This is a genomic window from Nocardioides aromaticivorans (assembly GCF_013408525.1).
Taxonomy (GTDB): domain Bacteria; phylum Actinomycetota; class Actinomycetes; order Propionibacteriales; family Nocardioidaceae; genus Nocardioides; species Nocardioides aromaticivorans.
Window position 1 is genome coordinate 4,946,634 of sequence record NZ_JACBZM010000001.1, and the last position, 21,888, is coordinate 4,968,521.

The following is a 21,888-nucleotide window of genomic DNA, read 5'->3' on the forward strand; positions in this document are numbered from 1 at the left end:
TAGGCTCCCGGTCGTGACCGACGAGACGCACGACGACCGGGTCCGGGCATGGGAGCGACACAGCGAGGTGCCGCTGCTCCTGCTCGCGGTGGCCTTCCTGGTCGCCTACGCATGGCCGATCCTCGACCCGCGGCTCGAGCCCGACCTGGAGACGACCCTGACGGCCGTCTCCTGGACGGTCTGGGCAGCCTTCGCCATCGACTTCGGCATCCGGGTCGCCCTGGCCAAGCATCGTGCCTCCTACGCCCGCCGGCACTGGTACGACGTCGCACTGATCGCGCTCCCGATGCTCCGCCCGCTTCGCCTACTGCGCGCCTTGGCGTTCGCACGGATCCTCAACCGGACCTTCACCCGCAACCTGGCCGGGCGCGTCACGACGTACGTCATCGGCACCGCACTCGCAGCATGTGCCCTCGGGGCGATCGCCGTGCTGGACGCCGAGCGGGACGCTCCGGACGCCAACATCACGAGCATCGGCGACGCGCTCTGGTGGGCGACCACCACCGTCACGACGGTCGGCTACGGCGACCGCTTCCCCGTGACCACGGAAGGACGGCTGATCGCCGTGGCGCTCATGGTCGTGGGCATCGCCGTCGTCGGCTCGGTCACCGCAGCCGTGGCGGCATGGCTGGTCGCCAACGTCGAGCGCGAGGCGTAGGGGCCGGGACCCCGTCCCGGCAGTTCGCGCCGTGGGAAGAGGTCAGCGCTCGCAGGCGGTGCCGTCGCGGTCGCGGTCGAGGTTCCTGTAGTTGGCCGAGTAGACCCTCTTGGCCCGGGCCGTCGTCGAGGGGCGGCCGTAGCCCTGGCGGACCTGCTTGGCCGCCGCCGTCGCGCTCTTGGCGACGCCGTGCGGGTAGACGCGGGTGAGCTTGGCGCAGCTGGAGTAGGTGAGGCCGGCAGCGTCGGCCTGCGGCGCGGAGAGCGCGACGACGGGGAGGGCGAGGGCGGTGGCGGCGACGGCCGAGACGATGCGTCGGGAGATCATGCCGGGAGGCTAGGGGGCCCGGCCCAGCCGCCGCAGCGAAATGGTGAGGGTTCGTCCGAACGTCCCGTGTGCACCCACCCGGACGGACCATCGAGGGACCGTCCCTCTCATCCGAGGGTCGCTGATTGGCCGGGTTTTCCGGACAGGATCGCCCTCCGCTGGGACAGTCAAGGAGCATGGAGCCGCAGGACGTCACGGGGCTCGAGCTCGACCGGCTCGCCCGCCGGCTGCTGGCTGCGCACGGCTGTGCCGACTACGTGATGAGCGACCCGGCCGTCGCCGCTGTGCTGGACGAGGTACGCACCGGCGACACGGCGCCGTTCGTGCGGCAGCTCCTGCGGTGGGTGGGACACGGCTGTTGCGAGCTGGGCCGGCTGGCCGGACGGCGCGGGCGTGCGTTCGAGCTGACGGCCCTGGCCGACGAGGCAGGCGAGTACGGCGTCCCGGCCGGCCTGGCGCGTCAGCTGGTCTGTTGCCTGCACCTGATGGAGCTGCCCGAGGAGCTGGCGGGAGGCGAGCTCGACCGCGCGATCGCGGCCCTGCTGTCGTCGTACGGCGTCAGCGCGATCCTCGGCACGAGTGGGTTCTTCGTCCTCGTCGCGATGCGGGCGGCCGAGCTCGAGCCGGGCCCGGCCACGCACCAGCAGGTGATGGCGCGCTGGTTCGTCGCGGAGGAGTGCGGTCGCTGCGGCGACTGATCCCCCACCGGCTCGCCCCGTGACGGTCCCGTGAAATGTGGCGGCACGACCCCATGTATCACTGTCGCCCGCCCGCGGATCCGGTTAGACAGGACACCAGACCGCCGGGCAACGGGCCCGGCCCCACCGCAGGAGCCTCCCCATGTCGCGCTCTCGGATCCTCTCCCCCGTCACCCGGCTCGCCCTGGCCGCCAGCGCGCTGCTGGTCGTCGTCCTCGGCCTGCAGCCCGCACCGGCCCAGGCCGCCACCACCTTCTCCGGCACGATCGCCCAGGGCATCGCGCAGATCCCGACGGCGGCGGAGAGCAACTCCGGCTACGACCGGGCCCTGTTCCCGCACTGGGTCGACGCCAACGGCGACTGCCAGAACACCCGCGCCGAGGTCCTCATCAGCGAGGCCGACGCCGCCGTCACCTACACCTCGTCGAGCAAGTGCACGGTCGCCAGCGGTCGGTGGTTCTCCTACTACGACCGAGCGACGTGGACGAGTGCCGCCGACATCGACATCGACCACATGGTCCCGTTGGCCGAGGCGTGGGGGTCCGGTGCACGCAGCTGGACGACCTCGCGCCGGCAGGCGTACGCCAACGACCTCGGCGACTACCGCACGCTCGTCGGCGTCACCGACAACGTCAACCAGTCCAAGGGCGACCAGGATCCCTCGACGTGGCTGCCGACCTACGACAAGTGCCGCTACGTCGCCGAGTGGGTGGCGGTGAAGATCCGCTGGGGACTGAGTGCCGACTCCGCCGAGAAGAGCGTGCTCAACAGCTACGCCGCCAGCTGCTCCAACACGATCACGGTCACCACCGCCTGAGCCCGCCCCGGACACAGAACGCTCCGCCCTGCTGGACGGCAGGGCGGAGCGTCCTCGCGCCCGGCGGTTGTGGGGTTCGTCGGGCGCATGTGGTTGGGGAACCGACGCTGACGGTAGTGGTTCCGCGCGGGTCCGGGCGCGAAATTCCGCAGATCTTCAGGAAACCGGAGCCGGGTCGCGATCAGGTCACGACCGTGACCTCGGGAAGACGTCGAGCGACCTGCGGTACATGGCGACGGCCGCCAGCTGCGACTCCGCTCCGAGCTTGCGGCGCAGCGACTTCACCTGGCTGCGCACCGTCGCCTCCGCCACCCCCGACGCCTCCGCGATGGCCTTGACCCCGATGCCGTCGTACAGGAAGCCGAGCACCTCGTACTCCCGATGGGTCAGCAGCTCCATGCGGCGGATCAGGTCGCGCTGCTCGTCGGCGACGTTCTCCCACGCCCGGACGGCCCGGGTCCGCACGGAGTCGGGGGTGGGCGAGCGGCCGGCGAGGGTCTCGCGGAGGGCGACGTTCAGCCCCGCCGTGGTGGTGCTCGTCGGCAACACCCCCACCGCGCCCGCCGACAGCACCGTCCCCCAACGGGCTCCCACGGGACTGTCGGTGAGGACGAGCCAGCGCACCGGCCGCCACGACACGAGGAGCTCGACGTCGCGCAGGAGGTCAGGGGTGCGCAGGTCGCACATGACCAGCCCGACCCGGGCACCGGTGAAGTCGAGCTGTCTCCGGTAGACCATCATCCGTCGTCGCTCCGGCCACTCGAGGACGGCGGGGAGGAAGCCCTGCGCCTTCAGCGCCGCAGCGATCGCCTGGCCGACCAGTCTCCGGTCGGACACCAGCACGACCCGGCGTGCGGTCGCATCACCGAATGTCGACGACGACACGATCGATCGTCCCACTGAACTGGTCCACCGAGTTGCGGTCGAGCTCGCCGCTCGCCGCGACCTTCGCGGCGATCGAGAGCGGCACGCGGCCGAAGCGGAGCTCACCCGGGTCGGCGTGCCTGACCCACTCCAGCGGCTCTCCCCCGGCGTCGAGGTCGGTCAGCCGCATCGTGACCTCGCCCTTGGTGACCGAGCAGGAGAGCCGGTACCACCGGTCCGACGTCACCGCCTGCTTCGACGCGACCAGCACGACGCCGCCGATGCCGGCGACCCGACAGGACGGCGTGCCGTGGTCGAGCTGCAGCTTGAGCTGTGCCCGGTCGCCGTACCGGCCCCACTGGACGAGGTTGTCGCCGTCGTCGCCGGGACGTGACGGCGCGGGTGCGTCCGCCCGGAAGTCGACCTGGAGTACGACGGGCCGCGAGCCCGGCTGGAGGGCGTCGGCGTCCGCAGGGTCCGGCCAGACGACGATCGCGGCGGCCTCGACGGCTCCCTCGGGTCGAGCGGCCGGCGTCCGCACCGCCCACCCCTGGCCCCGGTCGTGGGTCCAGGTCAGCTCGCCCCCGCGGGCCGTCACGACGGTCGTGTGCACCCGGGCGGTCCCCACGCTCCTCACCCGGGGTACGACGTCGCCGGGCACCACCGGTGCGTCGAAGTCGAACGCGACGTCGTAGCCGTCGAGCGCCACGTCGTCCTGGTCGCCGGACAGCACGGCCGGCGTCTCGCCCGCAGACCCGCCCGGAGACCCACCCGGCGCGCCGCAGGCGCTGGCGAGCAGGAGGACCGGAGCGGCGAGCACCACACCCCGGATGCCCATGGGCTCACCGGCCTCTCGACACGAGCGGGCTGGGCTCCGTGCGCGCTCGGGCTCCTGAGACGGTGGGCATCCTCGCAGTCTCCCTCCCACGCGTTCGGCCCGGACTCCTCCGACCGTAGGCCGACGGGGCGGCCGCGAACCGGTCGGCGGCGATAGTCACCCAAAATTGGTGAGTCGTCGTCCGCGCTCCGCAGGGTTCCCTTGCTCCATGGCGGAGGTGCCTGGGACCGAACCTCCGGCCACGAGGGCCGCTCGGCGCGCCTTCGTCGTCGGAATCGTGGGCCTGCCCGTGTGGTGGGTCCTCGGGCTCGCCTCGGCCGTGCCCCTGCTCGTCACCGTCCCGATGGCCTGGGACCTGTGGACCCGGCGCGGCCTGCGGGTCCCCCGGCACTTCGGCTGGTGGCTGCTCTTCCTGGTCTGGGTCGTCATCGGCGTCGGGACCCTGTGGGCGACGGCGCCGGGCACGGCCGACGCCGGCGGGGGCACCCGCATCCTGGTCTTCGGCTTCCGTCTCCTCTGGTACGTCGCCTGCACGGTCATGCTGCTGTGGATCGGCAACACGCCCGCCCGCTTCGTGCCGGACCGGTTGCTGCACCGTGTGTTCGGGTCGGTCTTCGTCGTCGCGGTCGTGGGCGGCCTGATCGGTGTGCTGCTGCCCGACCTGGCGGTCACGACCCTCGCCGAGCGGGTGCTGCCGGGTGGGCTGCGCAGCAACGAGTTCGTGCGCACCCTCGTGTCGGCCGAGTTCGCGGACGTCCAGAAGGTGCTCGGCGACGAGGGCGCCCGCCCCAAGGCTCCGTTCCCCTACACCAACACCTGGGGCAGCGTGATGGCCCTGTCCCTGGTCTACTTCCTCGCCGCGGCGGCGAGGGTCCAGCGCCGTTGGCACCCCGCGGTCGTGGCCGTGCTCGCGGTCGCGGTCGTGCCGGTGGTGCTCAGCCTCAACCGCGGGCTGTGGCTCGCCCTGATCGCCGCCGCTGCCGGCGTCCTCGCCCTCGCCGCGCTCCGGCGCCACACCCTCGCCCTCGCGGGGCTGGTCGGGGTGCTGGTCTTCCTCGGGGTGGCGATCACGTCCACACCGCTCGGCGAGACGGTGTTCTCCCGGCTCGACCACCCCCACAGCAACGACCGGCGCTCCCAGCTGATCGTGGCGACCATCGCCTCGATGAGCGAGGGATCGCCGGCGGTGGGCTACGGCAGCACACGGGACGCCGCCGGCACGTTCACCTCGATCGCCGGCGGTGCCACCGCCGACTGCGCGGCCTGCGGCGTCCCTCCGCTGGGGACCCAGGGCCAGCTGTGGCTCGTCCTGTTCTCCCAGGGCTGGATCGGTGCCGCCTTCTTCCTCACCTTCTTCGTGCTGGCCCTCGCCCGGACCGTGCGGTGCCAGACCCTGAACGCCACCGTCGCGACCTTCGTGGTCGGGATCTTCCTCCTGCAGCTGACCGTGTACGACACGCTCGGGCTGCCCATGATGCTCGTGATGGCCGCCGTCGGCCTGGCGTGGCGCGAGCGCGAGGAGGGTGCCCGCCTCCACCTCCCCAGCGGGCCCGCCGTCGCCATCGTCGCCGGGAGCGCACTCCTCGGCGCGGTCGTCGCCCTGGTCGACCTCTCCCCCGGGGACCGCCTCGCGAGCACCGTGACCATCGCGCTGACCACGGCACCGACGTACCTGGACGTCGGAGCGGACACGAGCGGCCCGGAGGTCGATGCGATCGCCGACGTGACGACCACCAGCAGCGTGGACACGGAGGCCGCCCTGCTGTTCTCCGAGCGCGCGCTCACCCGGGCGGGCAACCGCTCGGACCTCACCCCCCGCGAGCTCCGCCGCGGCATGACGCTCGCCGCACCGCCGCTGTCCACCGTGATCGAGGTGACGATGACGACCTCGGCGCCGCGCGACCCCTCGACCGCGGCACTGGCCGTGGCCGAGGAGTACCTCGCCGAGCGCCAGCGATTCCTCGACGCGCGCCGTGACGACCTGGCCGCGCGACTGGCGACGAACCTCGCCGCGACCGACCCCCTCGATCCGGCCTGGAGCACCTCGCGCGACTACCTGCGCGCGGCGATCGACCACCTCACCACCCACCACCCCGAGGTCGGTCGCATCATCCGGGTCAGCGACGTGCACCGCGTCGCAGACGACCGGTCCGTGCCCGTCACGACCGGCGGTGGCCTCGGCGGCCTGCTCGGCGTCGGCCTGACGGCCGTGGCCGGACATCGTCCCCGGAGGTCGCGATGGCAGCGGTGAGCCCCACGCGCGACATCTGGACCCGCGTCGCGATCGACCCGATCGCTGATCCGCTCGCCCGCATCCTCGCTCCGCGACAGCGGATCACCCCCAACCGGATCACCGCGGTGGCGGGCGCCCTCGGCCTCGCCGCCGCGGCCTGCCTGGCCGTCGGCCTGCTGCGCTTGGGCGGTGCGCTCTTCCTGCTCCGCTTCCTCGCCGACTGCCTGGACGGGAAGGTCGCCCGCGCCCAGGCGTCCACCTCGCAGCGCGGTGCCTTCCTCGACGTCGCGACGGACGTCGTGACCGTGACGGCGGCGTACGTCGCGCTGGTCTGGTGGGCCCTGCGCACCGACCACGTCCACCCGGCGCCCGCGCTGCTGCTCCTGGGCGCGCTGGGCACCTACGGCTGGTCGCTCGCCCACCGCAAGCAGCTGGCCGCGGCCGCCGGCGAGGGCACCGGCAGTGCCGCGTTCCCCCCGGCGTCGACGACGCCCGTCCTGGGCTGGTGGCTGCGCCTGTGCCACCGGACCCGGATGCGACCGGTCCCCTGGTCGGTCGAGGCAGAGACGCTCGCGCTCGGCCTCCTCCCGCTGGCCGGCCCCTCGGCGGCGGCCACCGGCCTGGTGGGGGCGGCGGCCTTCTACGGCCTGGCGACGGCGGTGAACCTGCGCCGCTCGTGGCGGATCGCGGGGCGCCTGGACGCCGCTGCCTCGCGCCGACCGGAGGAGGCAGTATGACCGAGCAGCCGGCCGTCCTTCCCGACGTCGACGTCGTGATCGCCACCCATGACCGGCCGCAGCTGGTCCGGGAGGCGATCGCGGCGGTCCTCGACCAGACCTACGAGGGACGGATCCGGTGCCTGGTGGTCTTCGACGGCTCGACACCGGACGAGTCGCTCGAAGTCCGGGGCGACCTGCGCTCGGTCGAGGTGCTGGCGAACCGGCGGCGGCGGGGCCTGGCCGGCGCCCGCAACACCGGCATCCTCGCGGGGGCAGGCGAGCTGGTCGCCTTCTGCGACGACGACGACCTGTGGCTGCCCGACAAGCTGGAGCGCCAGGTGGCGCTCCTCGTCACCGGCGGCCCGCCGACCTGCGTGAGCGGGGTCGAGATCGTCTACCAGGGCAGCCGGCACGTGCGGGTCCCGGCTCCGGAGGCGCTCGAGCTGCGCAACCTGGTCCGCAACCGGGTCATGGAGGCCCACCCCTCGTCGGTCGTCGTACGTCGCACGGCACTGTTGTCGAGCATCGGGCTGGTGGACGAGGACATCCCCGGGAGCTACGGCGAGGACTTCGACTGGATGATCCGCGCAGCGCTGGCCGGGGGCTTCCACCTGGTCACCGCGCCGCTGGTGCGCGTGCGATGGGGCGGGTCGCAGTTCTCGCGCAACTGGGCGACCATCGCGGCGGCCATCGACTACGGCCTGGCCAAGCACCAGGTCTTCCACGAGGACCCCCGGGCCCTGGCCCGGCTCCTCGGCCGCAAGGCCTTCGCCCTCGCGGCCCTGCACGACCGGCGAGCCCTCCCGTGCGCCGTGCGGTCGGCCCGCGCCTCGGCCCGCGAGCCGAGGGCCTATCTCGCGGCTCTCGTCGCCCTGCGGCTGGTCAGCGCGGAGCGCCTCCTGGCCGCCGCGCACCGCCGCGGCCGCGGCATCTGACCGCACTCCCCGTCCCCCATTTTGGGGGACACGATTCGTTCCGGGCCGGTTCCTGCCGATGGAATCCCTGCCGTACCACGCAGCGGCACACCGCACGGGTGTTCCGACAACGGGAGGGGTTGATGGCGTTGACGTACGCCAATCGAGGAGCATGGCTCGTGGCCGGGCTGCTCGCAGTGATCGCAGGAGTGTTGACCGTCGTGCCCACGGCGCGCTCCGCCGAGACGACCGCGATCCACACCAGCACGTTCGAGAGCAGCCTGTCCGGCTTCGGCAAGGTCGCCGACAGCCGCGTCGCGCTGTCGCGCGCCGGTGCCGGCAGGAACCAGAGCCGGGCCATGGTCCTGCGCGCCACCCGCACCGGCCCCGCCGCCACCCAGGCCAACCGGTCGGTGGGCGCGCATCCCCGGGGTGCCCGCTACACGGTCGAGGGGTGGGCACGCGCCTCGTCCCGCCGCGTGGTGGCGCTCGTGGTCCAGGAGGTCGCCGCCGGGAAGGTGGTCCAGTCCCGGGTGCTCCGGGTCATCGCCGGCCCCAAGGTCTGGCGGCGCGTCACCCTCGCCGTCACGACGTTGACGAGCGACTCGACCCTCCGGGTGCGGGTCCGCTCCCCCAAGCTGCGCACGGGCGACCGCGTCCTCGTCGATGACGTGCGGGTGCTCCGCCCGGTCACCAGCGGGACGGTCACGCCGCCCGCGACGGAGCCCTCCGTGCCGGGTGAGTGCGGCCATTCCGCGCGAGGCATCCCGGCCTGCGGGGTGTACGTCGGCGCCGCGCACGGGTCGAACACCGACCCGTCCGCGCTGGAGAAGACCCTCGGTCGCAAGCTCGCCGTCCGGCGTACCTACTTCACGGCCTCCGGAGTCGACAAGGCCGTGTCGACGGCCCGTACCGACCTCGCGGCCGGTCGGCTGCCGTGGATCAGCTTCAAGCTGCCCTACTCGTGGGAGGACATGGCCGCCGGGCGCGGCGACGCGTGGGCGAAGGACATCGCTGTCCGCCTCTCAGCGCTCGACGGCCCGGTGTGGGTCGCCTTCCACCACGAGCCCGAGGGCGACGGTGACATCCAGGCCTGGCGTCGGATGCAGGAGCACCTCGCGCCCCTCGTCCGCTCGACGGCCCCGAACGTCGCCTTCACCGTCGTGATGACCGGCTGGAACCAGTTCTACGGGGCTGCGGAGTACCGCCTGTCGGAGATCTGGCCGCGCGGCGTGAAGATCGATGTCGCAGGATTCGACATCTACCAGCAGTACGGCGTGGTGAAGAACGGCACGACGACCACCAAGTGGACCAGCTTCGACGACTACTACAGCAAGATCTCGAGCTGGGCGAAGACCGTCGGGGTCGACTGGGCGCTCGGTGAGACCGGCGTGACCGATGCCGCGGCAGCCGCGCGTCCGTCGGAGATCGTCGACAGCGTCCAGCGGATGGAGGCCTACGGCGGCGTCGCGTACAGCTACTTCGACACCACGCTGAACAGCGTCGCGAACTGGAGCCTGAGCACGACCACGAAGCGGACGTCGTTCGCGAACGCGCTCGCCGAGACCACGCGGCTCGACTGACGACTCACCCGACGAGCCCTGGCGGGCCTGCGCCGGTCGCGGACGACACCGCGATCAGGCCAGGCCCGCCAGGCGTTCGAGGGCGACCAGGGTGTGCTGCGCCCGCTCGGAGATGTGCTCGCCCTCGGGCACCTCGCTCAGCCGGAGGTAGCGGCAGAGGATCTCGACGAGGTACAGCAGGGCCCGGATGTGCGGCTCACCGCCGAGGCTGCGGTCCGGGTACGCCGCCAGGGTGAGCGCCCACAGGATGCCCTCCGCCGACGCGGGCGTGCCGGAGTTCATCACGTTCACCCGGTAGTGGAGCGGGTCCAGGCCGGACGGCACGCCCACCTCGAAGCGCTCCCAGTCCCAGAGCAGCACCCGCTCCCCGGCGAACGCCATGTTCCACGGCGTCCAGTCCCCGTGCCACGCACCGAACCGGACCAACCGCTCCCCGGCCATCGCCTCGACGACCTCCATGGCCTGTTCCAGCCGGCCGCGCGTCACCGGGTCGCCGATCGAGCCTGCCGCCTCCCAGCGGCTGGACCACCACGGGGAGGCGGCCAGCTCGACCTCGTCGAGCGCGAAGTGCTCGTCGAGCTCGGACATCGCGCGCTCCGGGGGATCCCACGCGCGACGGCGTCGGGACCAGGCCGACGGCTCGAGCGGACCGGTCGTGAGGATGGGGCGCCCGCGCCAGAAGGTGCGTGCCAGCAACGCCGGTGGGACCACGTGACGGAACTCGTGCTCGCCGACGCGGGCCAGCGCCTCGCCCTCGGCGACGACGTCGGTCACGGTGCTGTCGGACCAACCGACCTTCACGAACGCCCGGCACGCTCCGGACGTGTCGAAGACCTGCAGCACGGGCTTCCGGTTCACCCGCGCCGTGCCGATGCTGATGCTGAAGGTGACCTCCGTGCCCAGCACCTCCGCGAGGTGCTGGGCCAGGCTGTCGTCACCACCGCGGATCTCCACACGGTTCCGCAGCAACGCCGGCGCCGAGCGGACCGCGGCACCCGCAGCCGCACGTGACGCCGACTCCCACCAGGTCGACGCGGTGCTGAACCGTCGCAGCGAGGCGCCCGCTGCGACGGACGTCTCGACCGGCACCAGGACCGTGGGCACCTGTGACCTGCTGATCACGGCGTAGCGGGCCCGGACCGGGCGGTCGTCACCGGTCCGTCCGGCGGGGACCACCTCCGCCCCCGGCCACAGCTCGGCGGCTGTCTCGAGGAGCTCCACGGCAGGTCACCCGGCTCCCGCGCCGTCGTCGCGCACGCACGCGAACAGGTGCCGGCCGTAGTTCTCGGCGTACGGACCGACCGCGTCGCGGTCCGGGCCGAGGTCGAGCACCGCGTCGAAGGTCGAGTTCTCCAGCAGGAAGTTGCGGATGTGCTCGGGGTTCCAGCCCCGGAGCGAGGTCCGGAACCACTTCTCGTGCTCCTGCCCGGTGTCGAGGAACAGCACGCGCCCGGTCGCCCGGTCCAGCAGGCGCACCAGCTCCGCGGGCTCGCAGCTCCCACGGCCGAGGACGAAGTGGTGCAGCAGGCTGAAGCAGGACACGACGTCCCAGCGCTCCTGGGTGCCCCGCAGGATCCAGGCCGCGTCGCCGATCCGGATCCGGTCGGGGTCCTGCCCGTAGACGAGGCGGCCCACCGTCGCACCGAGCGAGTCCTGCTCGATCCCCTCCGCCTCGAAGCCGAGGTTCCCCATCTGGTGGACGAACCACCCGTAGCAGCTCGCGACGTCCAGGTAGGTGCCGGAGAGCTCGGGCAGCTGGTGCCGCAGGAAGGTCTCCATCGCCTCGAGGCGATCGGCGCAACACCGCACCGTCGGCCACAGCGCCTCGAGCTCGGGCGCGTCGATGGGTTGGTAGAGCTCCTGGCCACCCTTCAGCCAGGACATCCGGCGCAGCAGGTCCTGCAGGGGCGTCGTCACCCGTCCCCGGCGCACGCGCACGGGCATCGTCGTCATCCCGGCAGCGGCCGCGAGCGCGATCCGGTGGTGCCCGTCGAGCACCTGGAAGCAGTCGGAGTCGGCGATCGGCACCACCAGGACGGGCAGTCCGGGGGGCGAGTGGTGGTCGCCGGTCGGGACCTCGGTCTGCTCCCCCGCCGCTCTGGCGAGGAACTCGCGCGCCTGCTCGACCACGCCCGCCTCGTCGGTCGCCGAGAAGTAGCGACCGGTGTGCCGGATGCAGGTCATCGCCATCCGGCCGTACGACGACGACAGGATCTGCTGGTCGGTCCGCTCCGAGCCCCGGGCGAGCACCTCGGCGTGCGGGCCGTCGACCACGGGTCGCGAGGGCCACATCGGGTCGCCGAGCGCTGCGGCGAACTGGTGCCCGGTCGTGCCGTTCTGCCCACCGAGCAGGAGACGGGACACCGGGACCTGGCGGCTTCCCGGGTGCCACTTGGCGGCGCGAGCCAGACGATGGCGCGTCTCTGCGCTGAGCATCGCACCCCCGACTCGTGGTGTGTTGAGAGCCGTCATGCTGATTCCTTTCGCCAGCTGGGGAGATGTCCCAGGAGCTCGGCAAGCTCCGCGTCGTGCGGATCGAAGTGGGCGCGCAGCGTCGCGACCAGGGAGGCTGGGAGCGGCGCGCCCGGACGCTCGTTCCAGCGCCCGACGTGCTCGGGCCGGTGGACCGCCAGCCCGAGTCGCTCCTGGAGGCCGACGTACACCGCGACCGGGTCCGCGAACAGCTCGTCCGCATCGACGACGAACACGTTGTCCGCCCCGACCGCGTCGACGAACCGTCGTACCTGCGCGGCGTACTCGCCGCGCTGCAGGTATGCGAAGTGGCGGTGGGCGTAGCTGACGCTGGTCGGGTCGGCCGCGAGCAGCTCGGTGAGGCCGGACGTGCGCTCCTGCTCCTTGCCGACGGCCTCGCTGAACGACAGGGTCTCGAAGCCACGCGCCAGCTCGTGCCGGTGGGCCGAGTACGCGCGTGCGACGGGGTCGCGGACCAGCACGACCACCCGGCACCCCGGGAGGTCGCGCGCGATGCGCTCGGCCGCGAGCGGGTGGAACAGGTAGTAGCCGCTGCACTCGAAGGCGATCTGACGCCACCTGCCCGGTCGTCGCAGGGGGAAGTGGGCGCGGTACCACCGGGCGCCGTGCCGGTAGCCGTCGTCGAAGTAGCCGGTTCCCTTGCTCACCGACGGCCGGCTCAGCTGCGGGTGGTCGCTCAGGAGCCGGAACAGGGTGGTCGTGCCGGCTCGCTGGGCGCCCACCACGACCAGTCCCGGTCGCTCCCGCAGGTCGGCCGTCAGCCAGCCCCAGGCCAGGAGCACGGCGCGGGCCGCGCGGCGCGCCGGCAGGGGCAGGCGCTGGCGCAGCCGGCCGGTGATCGTCCGGATCATGTCGTGACCACCTGCTTCCCGTGCCCTCGCAGCCCGGCGACGAAGAGGTCGATGGCGAGCGGCTCGCGCAGCCGCCACGCGACCGCGAGGTATCCGGCACCCACGAGTCCGGAGGACAGCAGCCAGGTCACCGGTGCCAGGTCGAACGCGAACTGGAGTGCCCCGAGCGGCAGGAGAATGCATCCGACCGGCAGCGCCGCCGCGCCGAGCAGCGTCCTGACCGGGAGGGCGAGGCCGATGTCCGCTCGGAGCTGGACGGTCGCCAGGATGCAGCGCACGACCACGGCCACCACCCAGGCCACTGCGGCACCGGCGATCCCCACCCGCGGCACCAGCACCAGGCACAGGGCCACGTCGATGGCCAGCGCGACCAGGGTGTTCGCGAGGCTGCGCCCGCTGCGACCGGTCATCAGCAGCAGGGTGTCGACGGGCCCCGAGGCCACCGCGGCCAGCATGCCGCAGCACATGACGACGGCGACCGCGCGGGACTCGACGCTGTCGTAGCCGTCTCCGAACCAGCCCAGGTAGCCGGCCGGCGCGGCAGCGACGCACAGGTAGATCGGCCAGGCCGAGAGGATGCTCCAGCCCGTCGTGACGGCGAACACCCGGTCGAGCAGTGCCCGGTCCCCGCCGGACCCGCCGGACTCGTCGGACGCGCCGGACTCGCCGGAGCCGGCGAGGATCATCGTGAAGCGCGGCTGCACCACCGTGGAGACCGCCTGGTTGGCCAGCTGGCCGAACACCACGAAGCGCGTCGCCACGGCGTACAGGGCGGCATCGGCCGGCGAGAGCAGCCAGGCCACGATGACGATGTCGGACTTCTGGATGGCGATCTGTGCGACGCGCGCCGCCGCACGGGGCCAGGTGAAGCGCCAGAAGACCCGGGGGGCGACGTCGTCGCCTGCGCCGTCGAGCGGGACCGGCGGGCGCGCGAGCACCCGGCGGAGCGCGCGCAACGACAACAACGCGCTCGCGGCGTAGCCGGCCGCCCAGGCCGTTGCGATCGCCGCACCCGAGCCCGCCGTGGCCACGGCGAGAGTCACCAGCAACAGCTGGATCGCGGGGCGTGCGACGCGGTCGATCAGCACCGTCGCCCGGAACAGGGCGTGGGCCCGGATGACGGCCAACGCGAGATCCGACAGCGCCGCCAGCGGCAGCGCCCAGACCAGCCACCGCGCATCGGGCGAGACCACCGCCACGACCGCAGCGATCGCGAGGGCCACCACCACGACGGGCACGGATGCGGTCCGCACCAGTGCCCGGACCGCGCCGCGGCTCCCGGTGCGCAGCACGAAGCGCGCGAGCCCGGTGTCCGTGCCGAGGCCCGACACCGCCAGCGCGATCAGGAACACCGCGGACGCCGTGAAGAACCGGCCGGCCGTCTCGGTGGAGACACTCCTCGTCACCACGAGGACGAGGGCGAATCCCGCGACGGTGCTGACCACCGCACCCAGCAGCGTGCCCGCACTCCCCCGTGCGACCGCCCGGAGATGGACGTGGGAGCGTTCGGCGAGCTCCGGATGGTTCACGCGTGCCCTGCCTTCCCGCCCTGCCGGGTGCGGACGGCGACCGCACCGCACAGGTCGCCGCCCTGGCGGTCGATCTCCGCCTGGACGTCCGCCAGCTCGACCCGGGTCGATTCGCCGGGAGCCACCTCCATCACCACCGTGCGGGACGCGTGCAGGATCGCGCGGCCGACGGGCGTGGCCAGCGGGGGCGAGCTGACGACGACCAGGTCGGCGCGCTTCGCCAGCTCCTCCAGGCAGGTGCGCATCTGCGCCGAGGCCATCAGGTCGGCGAAGCCCGACGTCGCGTGCTCCGCCTCGACCGGCTGCAGACGGCTGCGGAACTCGGCGACCTCGACCAGGACGTCGCTGGCCGCGGCCTGGGCCAGCACCAGCTCGACGAGGGCCGTACGATCGGCCTCGTTCTCGAGGTCGACGGCCACCACTTCGTAGCGGGCCCGCGTCAACGACGCGACCAACGGCTCGAAGGTCGCCGAGCGACCCGTCGACAGCGGGGCGACGGCGACCACGAGTGGACGGTCGGGTCCGCCGTGGAGCACTGCGGACCTGATCCGGGCGATGACGTCGTCCTTGCTGCGGACCGGCTCGGAGACGGCCCCGAGCGGGACGACCCCGGCGTCGGCCAGGTCGTCGAGGTCCCGGATCATCGTCGCGGCGCGCCGCCCCGAGCGTGCGGCGGCCACTGTCAGGCAGAGGGCGAGGCCGGCCACGCCACCGGCCATGGCCATCACCACCGGGCTCGCGAGGGGCCCGGGCTCCACGACGTGCCCCGGGGTGACCACCTGACCCGGGTCCAGGCCGATCGCCTGTGCCGTCGCGAGCTGGGCGCGCAGCGACCCGATCTGGACCACGATCTCCTGGACCTGCTGCTCGACGAGCCGCCGCTCGGGCGCCGACGACGACAGCTTCGCGAGCCGTGCCAGCGCCGCCTTGCGCTCGTCCTCACGGACCTCGACGAGCTCCTCGATCCGCGAGGTCCTCCCGAAGATGGACGACTCCGTGCGCGCCCTGCGGAACTCGAGGTACACCTCGGCGAAGGCCGTTGCGCGCGCCACTGCCGTCGCCTCGTCCGCCGCGGTCACCGTGATCTCGAGCAGCTGGGTGTTCGGCGGCACGGCCACGGATACGCTGGACAGCAGCGCGGCCGCGGTCCCGGGTGCGTCGAGCCGCTCGAGGACGGCACGGGCGACGGCATCCGACCTCAGCACCTGCGCCTCGGTCTCGAGGTTGACCAGGTCGTCACCCCGGCCGCCCGGGCTGTACGCATTGCCCTCCAGCGGGTGCAGCATGATCGTCGACGTCGCGACGTGCTGCCGGTCGGCCAGCAGCGCCCAGGCCCCGCCCGCGAGCGCGCCCAGAGCGCAGACCACGCCGACGGCGGAGGCCAGCACCAGAACCCGGACGCTGCGTCCCGAGGGACGCCCCGTGGTCATCCTGGCCATACCGAATCACCGCCGTCGAACGGTCCAGCGCCGGGCCGGTCACCCGACGACCGGATCATCATGGGCAAGGTCCCGGTGCCGCGGACCCGAGATGCGTCGATACCCCCAATTTGTGGGACGTCATGCCCGATCCCGCCGCCGGGGGCCGCCTCGCCGTCCGCGGGCAGGTGCCGAACCTGCCCAATATCGGTCATGCCCGAGGCGCCCGCCGCTTGTCACGATCGCAGGGCCCTCGGGACCGAGGGACATGCGAGTGCGGGGACGTGAAGCACATGTGTTCAACCACCACCAGTCGGCGCCAACCGGTCCCAGGCCGACTACGGCGACACATCGTCAGGGTGTTGTTCCCCATCATCGCCCTGGCGGCCCTCCCCGCACTCGCGCCAATCGCGCCACCCGCCCAGGCGGCCGCCGGAGCGATCACCTTCGTCGACGCCGCCAGCACGGCGGGCAACCGGACCGCCCACACGGTCCGCGTGCCCGCGAGCGTTCGGGCCGGCGACGTCCTGCTGATGGCACTCACGACGAACTCGACCGCGAGCACGATCGCCGACCCCGGCGCCGGGTGGACCGAGGTCGCCGCGCGCGACGGCGACGGCATCCGCAGCCGGCTGTGGACCAGGACCGCCACCGCAGCCGACGTCGACGCCAACGTCACCGTGACCACGAGCGCCTCCGCCAAGTCGGTGATGACCGTCGCCGCCTACCGCAGCACCGGTGCCGACCCGGCGGTGGTGGGCGTCGCGGGCGGCTCCAACACGGCCGGCACCAGCCACGCCGCCCCGGCGGTGACGGTCGCCGACCCCGGCTCCTGGGTGGTCAGCGTCTGGGCGGAGAAGTCGTCGACCGACACCACCTGGACCTCGCCCTCCGGCGTCACCCGGCGCAGCTCGGCAGCGGGCACGGGGACGGGAAAGATCAGCGGCATCTGGGACGACTCGGCCGGCGCCGTCCCCACCGGGCTTGCGGCCGCCCGCTCCGCGACCACCAGTACGACGGCGTCGCGCACGGCGACGTACTCCGTCGTCATCAGCCCGGGGAACCTGCCGGACAACCCGCCCGACGCCGCGTTCACGGCCAGCTGCAGCGGCCTCGTGTGCTCCTTCGACGCCTCCGGCTCCACGGACCCCGACGGCGACACCCTGACCTATGCCTGGACCTTCGGGGACGGCAGCACGGGCTCCGGGAGGACCCCCGAGCACACGTACGCCACGGCGGGCCCACGAACGGTCACCCTCACGGTGAGTGACGGGACCAACGACGACACCGCGACGCGGCAGGTCGCCCCGGACGTCGCGGTGACGGCGGGACAGGTGACCTTCGTCGCCGCCGCCAGCACCGCCGGCAACCGGCCCGGCCACTCGGTGACGATCCCGGCCGCCGTCGAGCCGGGCGACCGGCTGGTCCTGTTCCTCGTCACCAACTCCACCTCCAGCACCATCGACGGCGCGCCCGCCGGGTGGGACCTGCTGCAGTCGCGCGACGGCAACGGCATCCGTGGGCTGGCATGGACCCGCAGCGCGACCGCCGCCGACGCCGGGCGGACCGTCACGGTCACCGGCAGCGCCTACGTCAAGTCGGTGATGACCGTCGCCGCCTATCGGAGCACCGGACCGGCGGAGGTCGGAGCGTTCGCGCTGGGGGGTGCGAACGCCCCGGCCTCCAGCCACACCGCGCCCGCGACCACCGCCACGCAGGCCAACTCGTGGCTGGTGAACCTGTGGAGCGAGAAGTCCACGGATCCGACGACCTGGACCCTGCCGGCCGGGACGTCGAGCCGCAGCCAGGCGACCGGCACCGGGACCGGGAAGATCAGCGGGATCCTCGGTGACAGCGACGGCGCCGTCCCCGTCGGTCCGCTGGCCGGCCGCACCGCCACCACCAGCACGTCGGTCTCGCGGTCGATGATGTTCTCGATCGTGCTCGACCCGGGCGTCGACGGCACCGGGACCAACGAGCCTCCCGTGGCGGAGTTCTCGACCGGCTGCGCCGGGCTCACCTGCGAGTTCGACGCCGCGCACTCCTTCGACGTCGACAAGGACCCGCTGACCTACAGCTGGCAGTTCGGGGACGGCCAGACCGGGACGGGCGTCAACCCCGAGCACACCTACGCCACCCCCGGCACCCGGACGGTGACGTTGACCGTCGACGACGGCCACGGCCACGTCGACCAGGCCACGAGCAGCGCGAGCGCCGTCCCCCCGAACCCCGCGCCCGGCCACACCGCGCTCGTCCCCGACACCCCGCGCACCAACCAGCCGACGATCACGACCGGCGAGATCTGGGACATCGAGGTCGTCGGCAACCGCGTTTACGTCGCCGGGTCGTTCACCTCCATCCGCCAGCCCAACAACGGCGCGACGATCAACCAGGCCTACCTGGCGGCGTACAACTGGAGCACGGGGCAGGTCGACACGACCTTCCGGCCGACCTTCACCAACGGACAGGTCGACGCCGTGGAGGCCTCGCCCGACGGCACCAAGCTGTACATCTCCGGCAACTTCGGGACCGTCAACGGGCTGAGCCGCAAGGCGATCGCGCGGATCAACCCGACCACGGGCGCGCCGATCGAGGGCTTCACCGCCAACGCCAACGGCAAGGTCAACGAGCTGGCCGTCACCAACTCGACGGTGTACGCCGGCGGGCGGTTCAGCACGATCAACAACGTGCCGCGGGGCGCGCTCGTCGCCGTCGACGGCGTCACGGGTGCGGTCCGCTCGGACTTCGTCAACAACATCACCGGCGGCATCGGCACCAACGGCGAGCTCGCCGTGCAACGACTCAAGCTGACCCACGACGAGGGACGCCTGCTCGTCGTCCACACCGGTCGGCAGGTCAACGGCAAGGACCGGTACGGCATCGCGATCATCAACACCCGCACCAACAAGCTGACGCCGTGGAGGACGACGCTGTGGGAGGACAACCTCCAGTTCGTGGGCGGCATCCAGCGCATCTACGGCGGTGACATCGCACCCGACGACTCGTACTTCGTCGTCACCAGCGGCTCCGGCGGCGACCGCCCGCCGATCAACGACACCGTCATCCGCTACGACTTCGACGACGACGACACCAACGCCCAGCCCACCTGGATCTCCCGGCACTTCGACTCGGTGTACTCCGTCGCCGCGACCGAGGCCGGCATCTACATCGGCGGCCACTTCCAGTGGGCCGAGTCGGCGACGGCACCGGTCCCGTGGCCGGGCCTCGACGACGTCGGCTACGGCACCGGCCAAGGCCTGTCGGCGTACGCACTCGGCGACGCGGTCGTGAAGCGCTTCCACCTCGCTGCGCTCGACCCCGCGGACGGTCACGCACTCGAGTGGTTCGCACCGTCCAACTCCTACGAGGGCGACAAGCACATCGAGGCCACCCCGCGCGGGCTGTTCGTCGGCGGCGACGGCAACACGAAGGGCAGCTACAACGTCGGGCGCATCGCGTTCTTCGACTTCAACAACGTGCCGGCCCAGAACGGCACCCAGACGGTGATCACCGCCCCGATCGAGGGGCGGATCGAGCCGGTGGACGAGGAGTTCGAGATCACCGGGACGGCGACGGCCGCGAGCGGGATCCAGCGGGTCGAGGTCGAGGTGATGGACCGCACGTCTAACCGCTACCTCGCCGACGACCTGACGACGTGGGGCTCCACGGCCACGAACACCTTCGACGCCGTCCTCGACCCCGGAACTGGTACGTCGCGCACGTGGCGCCTGCCGCTCACCATGAACGCCAACCGCGAGCTCATCGTGCGGGCGAGGGCGGTGGCCGGCAACGGCACCGCCGACAACACCAAGGCGGCCAAGAAGTTCGAGACGTTCGGCACCACCGACCGGACGCCGACCACCAGCATCACGGGACCGCCCAGCCCGCAGAGCCAGCTCACGTTCACCATCACCGGCACGGCCTCCGACGACTTCGGCGTCAACGGCGTCAGCTTCACGCTGCGCGACACCCGCGGTCGCTACCTGCAGGACGACGGGACGGTGTCCGGCACCTACAACACCTTCCAGGTCGAGCCCGACGTCGTCGGAGCGACGAGCACCACCTGGTCCTACGAGATCACCGTGCCGTTCGAGGACGAGTGGTGGGCGCAGGCGAGGTCGAGCGACACGGCCGGCCAGTCGTCGCTGGACACCGCGGACCGGCGGTGGATCGTGACCGAGAACGGCCAGGCGCCGACGGTCTCGATCACCCAGCCGGCCAGCATGGTGCCTCCCACGACCGCACAACCGGTCACGGTGAGCCCCGGCAGCCCGATCACCTTCGCGGGCTCCGCCAACGACGACGAGGCGCTCAACGAGGTCTCGATCACGCTGCGCAACAACTCCACCGGGGAGCGGCTCGCCTCCGACGGCTCCTGGGGCACCGGCGTGATCGCCGGCTCCTACCGGGTCTCGCCGGTCAACCTCGACCAGGCGAGCTACAACTGGAGCTACACGACGCCGTTCGACCTCAGTCCCGGCAGCTACTCGTTCACGGTCACCGCCGAGGACCAGATCGGGCTGGGCACGCCGTCGAGCATGCAGGGCCGACTCACCGTCAACGCCCAGATCCCCGGCGACAGCCCACCCAACGCGACGATCACGCCGACGGGGACGATCACCGGTCAGCAGGTGCTCGCGCTCAACCTCGCCGGTGCCGCGACCGACGACAAGGGCGTCGCCCGGGTCGGCATCGCGATCCAGGACCGGGACACCAGCCGCTACCTGCAGCCCGGAGGCACGATGGCCGCCGCGTTCGCCACGCTGGACGCCACGCTGGCCAGCCCCGGTGCCACCAGCACGTCGTGGAGCCTGGCGGTCTCCCTGCCCAGCCAGGGCGACTGGGCGGTCACGGCCTACGCCTATGACACCGCCGGGCAGCAGGACCCGTCGACGACCGGCGCCACCTCGCGCTACCCGATCTACCCCGGCGACCAGCCTCCGGTGCTCAACGAGGCACTGCTCAACCCCCTCGAGGGCACCGAGTTCCTCGACGGCAAGATCTTCGTGAGCGGCCGCGCCGAGGACGACCAGGCCATGCAGCGGGTCGAGGTCGGGATCGTCAACTCGCTCGGCCAGTACATGAGCTCCACCGGGACCTTCACCAGCACCACCGCGAGCTGGCGTACCGCCTTCCTCAACAGTCCCGGGACGCCCGGCTCCAACTTCTCCTTCACGACGCCCGTCGTCCCGCCGGGCAGCTACACGGTGCGGGTGCGGGCCATCGACCAGCACAACTTCGTGAGCGTGGTGTACGAGCGCCACGTGACCGTGGTCCACCCGCCCAACAACCCGCCGGTGGCGAGCTTCACCGCCAGCTGCACCCGCAACGTCTGCACCTTCGACGCTCGAGGCTCCACCGACGAGAACGCCACCGCCCTGACGTACTCCTGGAACTTCGGCAACGGCACCGGGAGCGGACCGGTCGCGACCCGGACGTACACGGCGGCCAACACCTACACGGTGGTCCTCACGGCCCGTGACGAATGGGGGGTCACCGCGACGGCCACGCAGACCGTCACCATCGCGGTGCCGGCGGACAACCACGCGCCGACCCCGGTGCTGAACGCGCCCGCGTGCGCGGGCCTGTCCTGCAACTTCTCGGCCGTGGGCTCGGCGGACCCGGATCCCGGCGACGCGATCACCTACCGCTGGGACTGGGGCGACGCGACGCCGGCCTCCACCGCCTCGTCCACCTCGCACACGTTCCCGGCCGCCGGGACCTACACCGTCTCGCTGACCGTCACCGACGGGTGGGGAGCTCCGGCCACCACGACCAGGGTCGTGACCGTCGCCACCCCGTGACTGTCCCAAGGGGGATAAACAACGCTGGAACGCGTTATCGGTTACGGCACCGAGAACACCAAAATTGGGTACGTTCCGGCGTTCGACCACCGGCGTGCGCCGCCGCGCGCATAATCCCTAGACGAGAGGCCGCTGGGACGGG

The 21,888-nt window shown here is 72.4% G+C and carries 16 protein-coding genes; 8 read left to right on the plus strand and 8 right to left on the minus strand.

The features are described 5' to 3' along the window. The first annotated feature begins 13 nt into the window (after positions 1–13). Positions 14–658: a potassium channel family protein gene (locus BJ993_RS26705; protein ID WP_218864782.1), complete on the plus strand. Its 645-nt coding sequence runs from the start codon at positions 14–16 to the stop codon at positions 656–658. A 42-nt stretch (positions 659–700) separates the two neighbouring features. Here the strand turns inward: BJ993_RS26705 and BJ993_RS23790 are convergent, their stop codons facing one another. Beyond that, positions 701–985, minus strand: coding sequence for an excalibur calcium-binding domain-containing protein (locus BJ993_RS23790; protein WP_179651700.1), 285 nt, complete (start codon positions 983–985; stop codon positions 701–703). Between the two features lie 176 nt (positions 986–1,161). Here BJ993_RS23790 and BJ993_RS23795 point away from each other — a divergent pair, with 176 nt between their 5' ends. Together BJ993_RS23795 and BJ993_RS23800 are read left to right on the plus strand one after the other, a co-directional pair. After that, entirely contained in the window at positions 1,162–1,683 is a 522-nt protein-coding gene (locus BJ993_RS23795; protein WP_179651701.1) for a hypothetical protein, read from the plus strand. Between the two features lie 142 nt (positions 1,684–1,825). Continuing rightward, positions 1,826–2,500 (plus strand): HNH endonuclease family protein, encoded by a 675-nt coding sequence (locus tag BJ993_RS23800; RefSeq protein ID WP_179651702.1) that lies wholly within the window; start codon positions 1,826–1,828, stop codon positions 2,498–2,500. 186 nt (positions 2,501–2,686) lie between these two features. On the opposite strand, the gene BJ993_RS26425 is transcribed toward BJ993_RS23800, so the two are convergent. Together BJ993_RS26425 and BJ993_RS23810 are read right to left on the minus strand one after the other, a co-directional pair. Next, complete coding sequence (locus BJ993_RS26425; protein WP_179651703.1) at positions 2,687–3,385, minus strand: helix-turn-helix transcriptional regulator; 699 nt, start codon at positions 3,383–3,385, stop codon at positions 2,687–2,689. Then, entirely contained in the window at positions 3,363–4,202 is an 840-nt protein-coding gene (locus BJ993_RS23810; RefSeq protein ID WP_179651704.1) for a hypothetical protein, read from the minus strand. Before BJ993_RS23810 ends, BJ993_RS26425 begins: the two co-directional genes overlap by 23 nt. A 208-nt stretch (positions 4,203–4,410) precedes the next feature. Here BJ993_RS23810 and BJ993_RS23815 point away from each other — a divergent pair, with 208 nt between their 5' ends. The 4 genes from BJ993_RS23815 to BJ993_RS23830 all read left to right on the plus strand — a co-directional run bounded on the left by BJ993_RS23815 (position 4,411) and on the right by BJ993_RS23830 (position 9,651). Continuing rightward, positions 4,411–6,453, plus strand: coding sequence for a hypothetical protein (locus BJ993_RS23815; RefSeq protein ID WP_179651705.1), 2,043 nt, complete (start codon positions 4,411–4,413; stop codon positions 6,451–6,453). After that, positions 6,441–7,172: a CDP-alcohol phosphatidyltransferase family protein gene (locus tag BJ993_RS23820; protein WP_179651706.1), complete on the plus strand. Its 732-nt coding sequence runs from the start codon at positions 6,441–6,443 to the stop codon at positions 7,170–7,172. Before BJ993_RS23815 ends, BJ993_RS23820 begins: the two co-directional genes overlap by 13 nt. Further along, complete coding sequence (locus BJ993_RS23825; protein ID WP_179651708.1) at positions 7,169–8,089, plus strand: glycosyltransferase family 2 protein; 921 nt, start codon at positions 7,169–7,171, stop codon at positions 8,087–8,089. Before BJ993_RS23820 ends, BJ993_RS23825 begins: the two co-directional genes overlap by 4 nt. A gap of 122 nt (positions 8,090–8,211) precedes the next feature. Further along, positions 8,212–9,651 (plus strand): cellulase family glycosylhydrolase, encoded by a 1,440-nt coding sequence (locus tag BJ993_RS23830; RefSeq protein WP_179651710.1) that lies wholly within the window; start codon positions 8,212–8,214, stop codon positions 9,649–9,651. Positions 9,652–9,705: 54 nt separating this feature from the next. Here BJ993_RS23830 and BJ993_RS23835 read toward each other — a convergent pair whose 3' ends face one another. Genes BJ993_RS23835 through BJ993_RS23855 form a run of 5 tightly spaced genes read right to left on the minus strand, consistent with a single transcriptional unit; the run spans position 9,706 to position 15,954 of the window. Then, the gene (locus tag BJ993_RS23835) at positions 9,706–10,872 is read right to left on the minus strand and encodes a hypothetical protein (protein ID WP_179651712.1); all 1,167 of its coding nucleotides are present in this window, start codon (positions 10,870–10,872) and stop codon (positions 9,706–9,708) included. A gap of 6 nt (positions 10,873–10,878) precedes the next feature. Continuing rightward, positions 10,879–12,123 carry a class I SAM-dependent methyltransferase gene (locus tag BJ993_RS23840; RefSeq protein WP_179651714.1) on the minus strand — a complete coding sequence of 415 codons (1,245 nt, stop codon included), beginning with the start codon at positions 12,121–12,123 and terminating at the stop codon, positions 10,879–10,881. Continuing rightward, a complete protein-coding gene (locus BJ993_RS23845; protein ID WP_036544927.1) occupies positions 12,120–12,995 on the minus strand; it encodes a sulfotransferase family protein in 876 nt (291 codons plus the stop codon). The genes BJ993_RS23840 and BJ993_RS23845 overlap by 4 nt, the downstream gene beginning before the upstream one ends. Beyond that, positions 12,992–14,524 carry an oligosaccharide flippase family protein gene (locus BJ993_RS26710; RefSeq protein ID WP_179651716.1) on the minus strand — a complete coding sequence of 511 codons (1,533 nt, stop codon included), beginning with the start codon at positions 14,522–14,524 and terminating at the stop codon, positions 12,992–12,994. Before BJ993_RS26710 ends, BJ993_RS23845 begins: the two co-directional genes overlap by 4 nt. Continuing rightward, positions 14,521–15,954: a hypothetical protein gene (locus BJ993_RS23855; RefSeq protein ID WP_179651718.1), complete on the minus strand. Its 1,434-nt coding sequence runs from the start codon at positions 15,952–15,954 to the stop codon at positions 14,521–14,523. Before BJ993_RS23855 ends, BJ993_RS26710 begins: the two co-directional genes overlap by 4 nt. 350 nt (positions 15,955–16,304) lie before the next feature. On the opposite strand from BJ993_RS23855, the gene BJ993_RS23860 reads away from it, so the two are divergent. After that, positions 16,305–21,746, plus strand: a complete 5,442-nt coding sequence (locus BJ993_RS23860; RefSeq protein ID WP_179651720.1) for a PKD domain-containing protein — start codon at positions 16,305–16,307, stop codon at positions 21,744–21,746. The last annotated feature ends 142 nt before the right edge of the window (positions 21,747–21,888 follow it).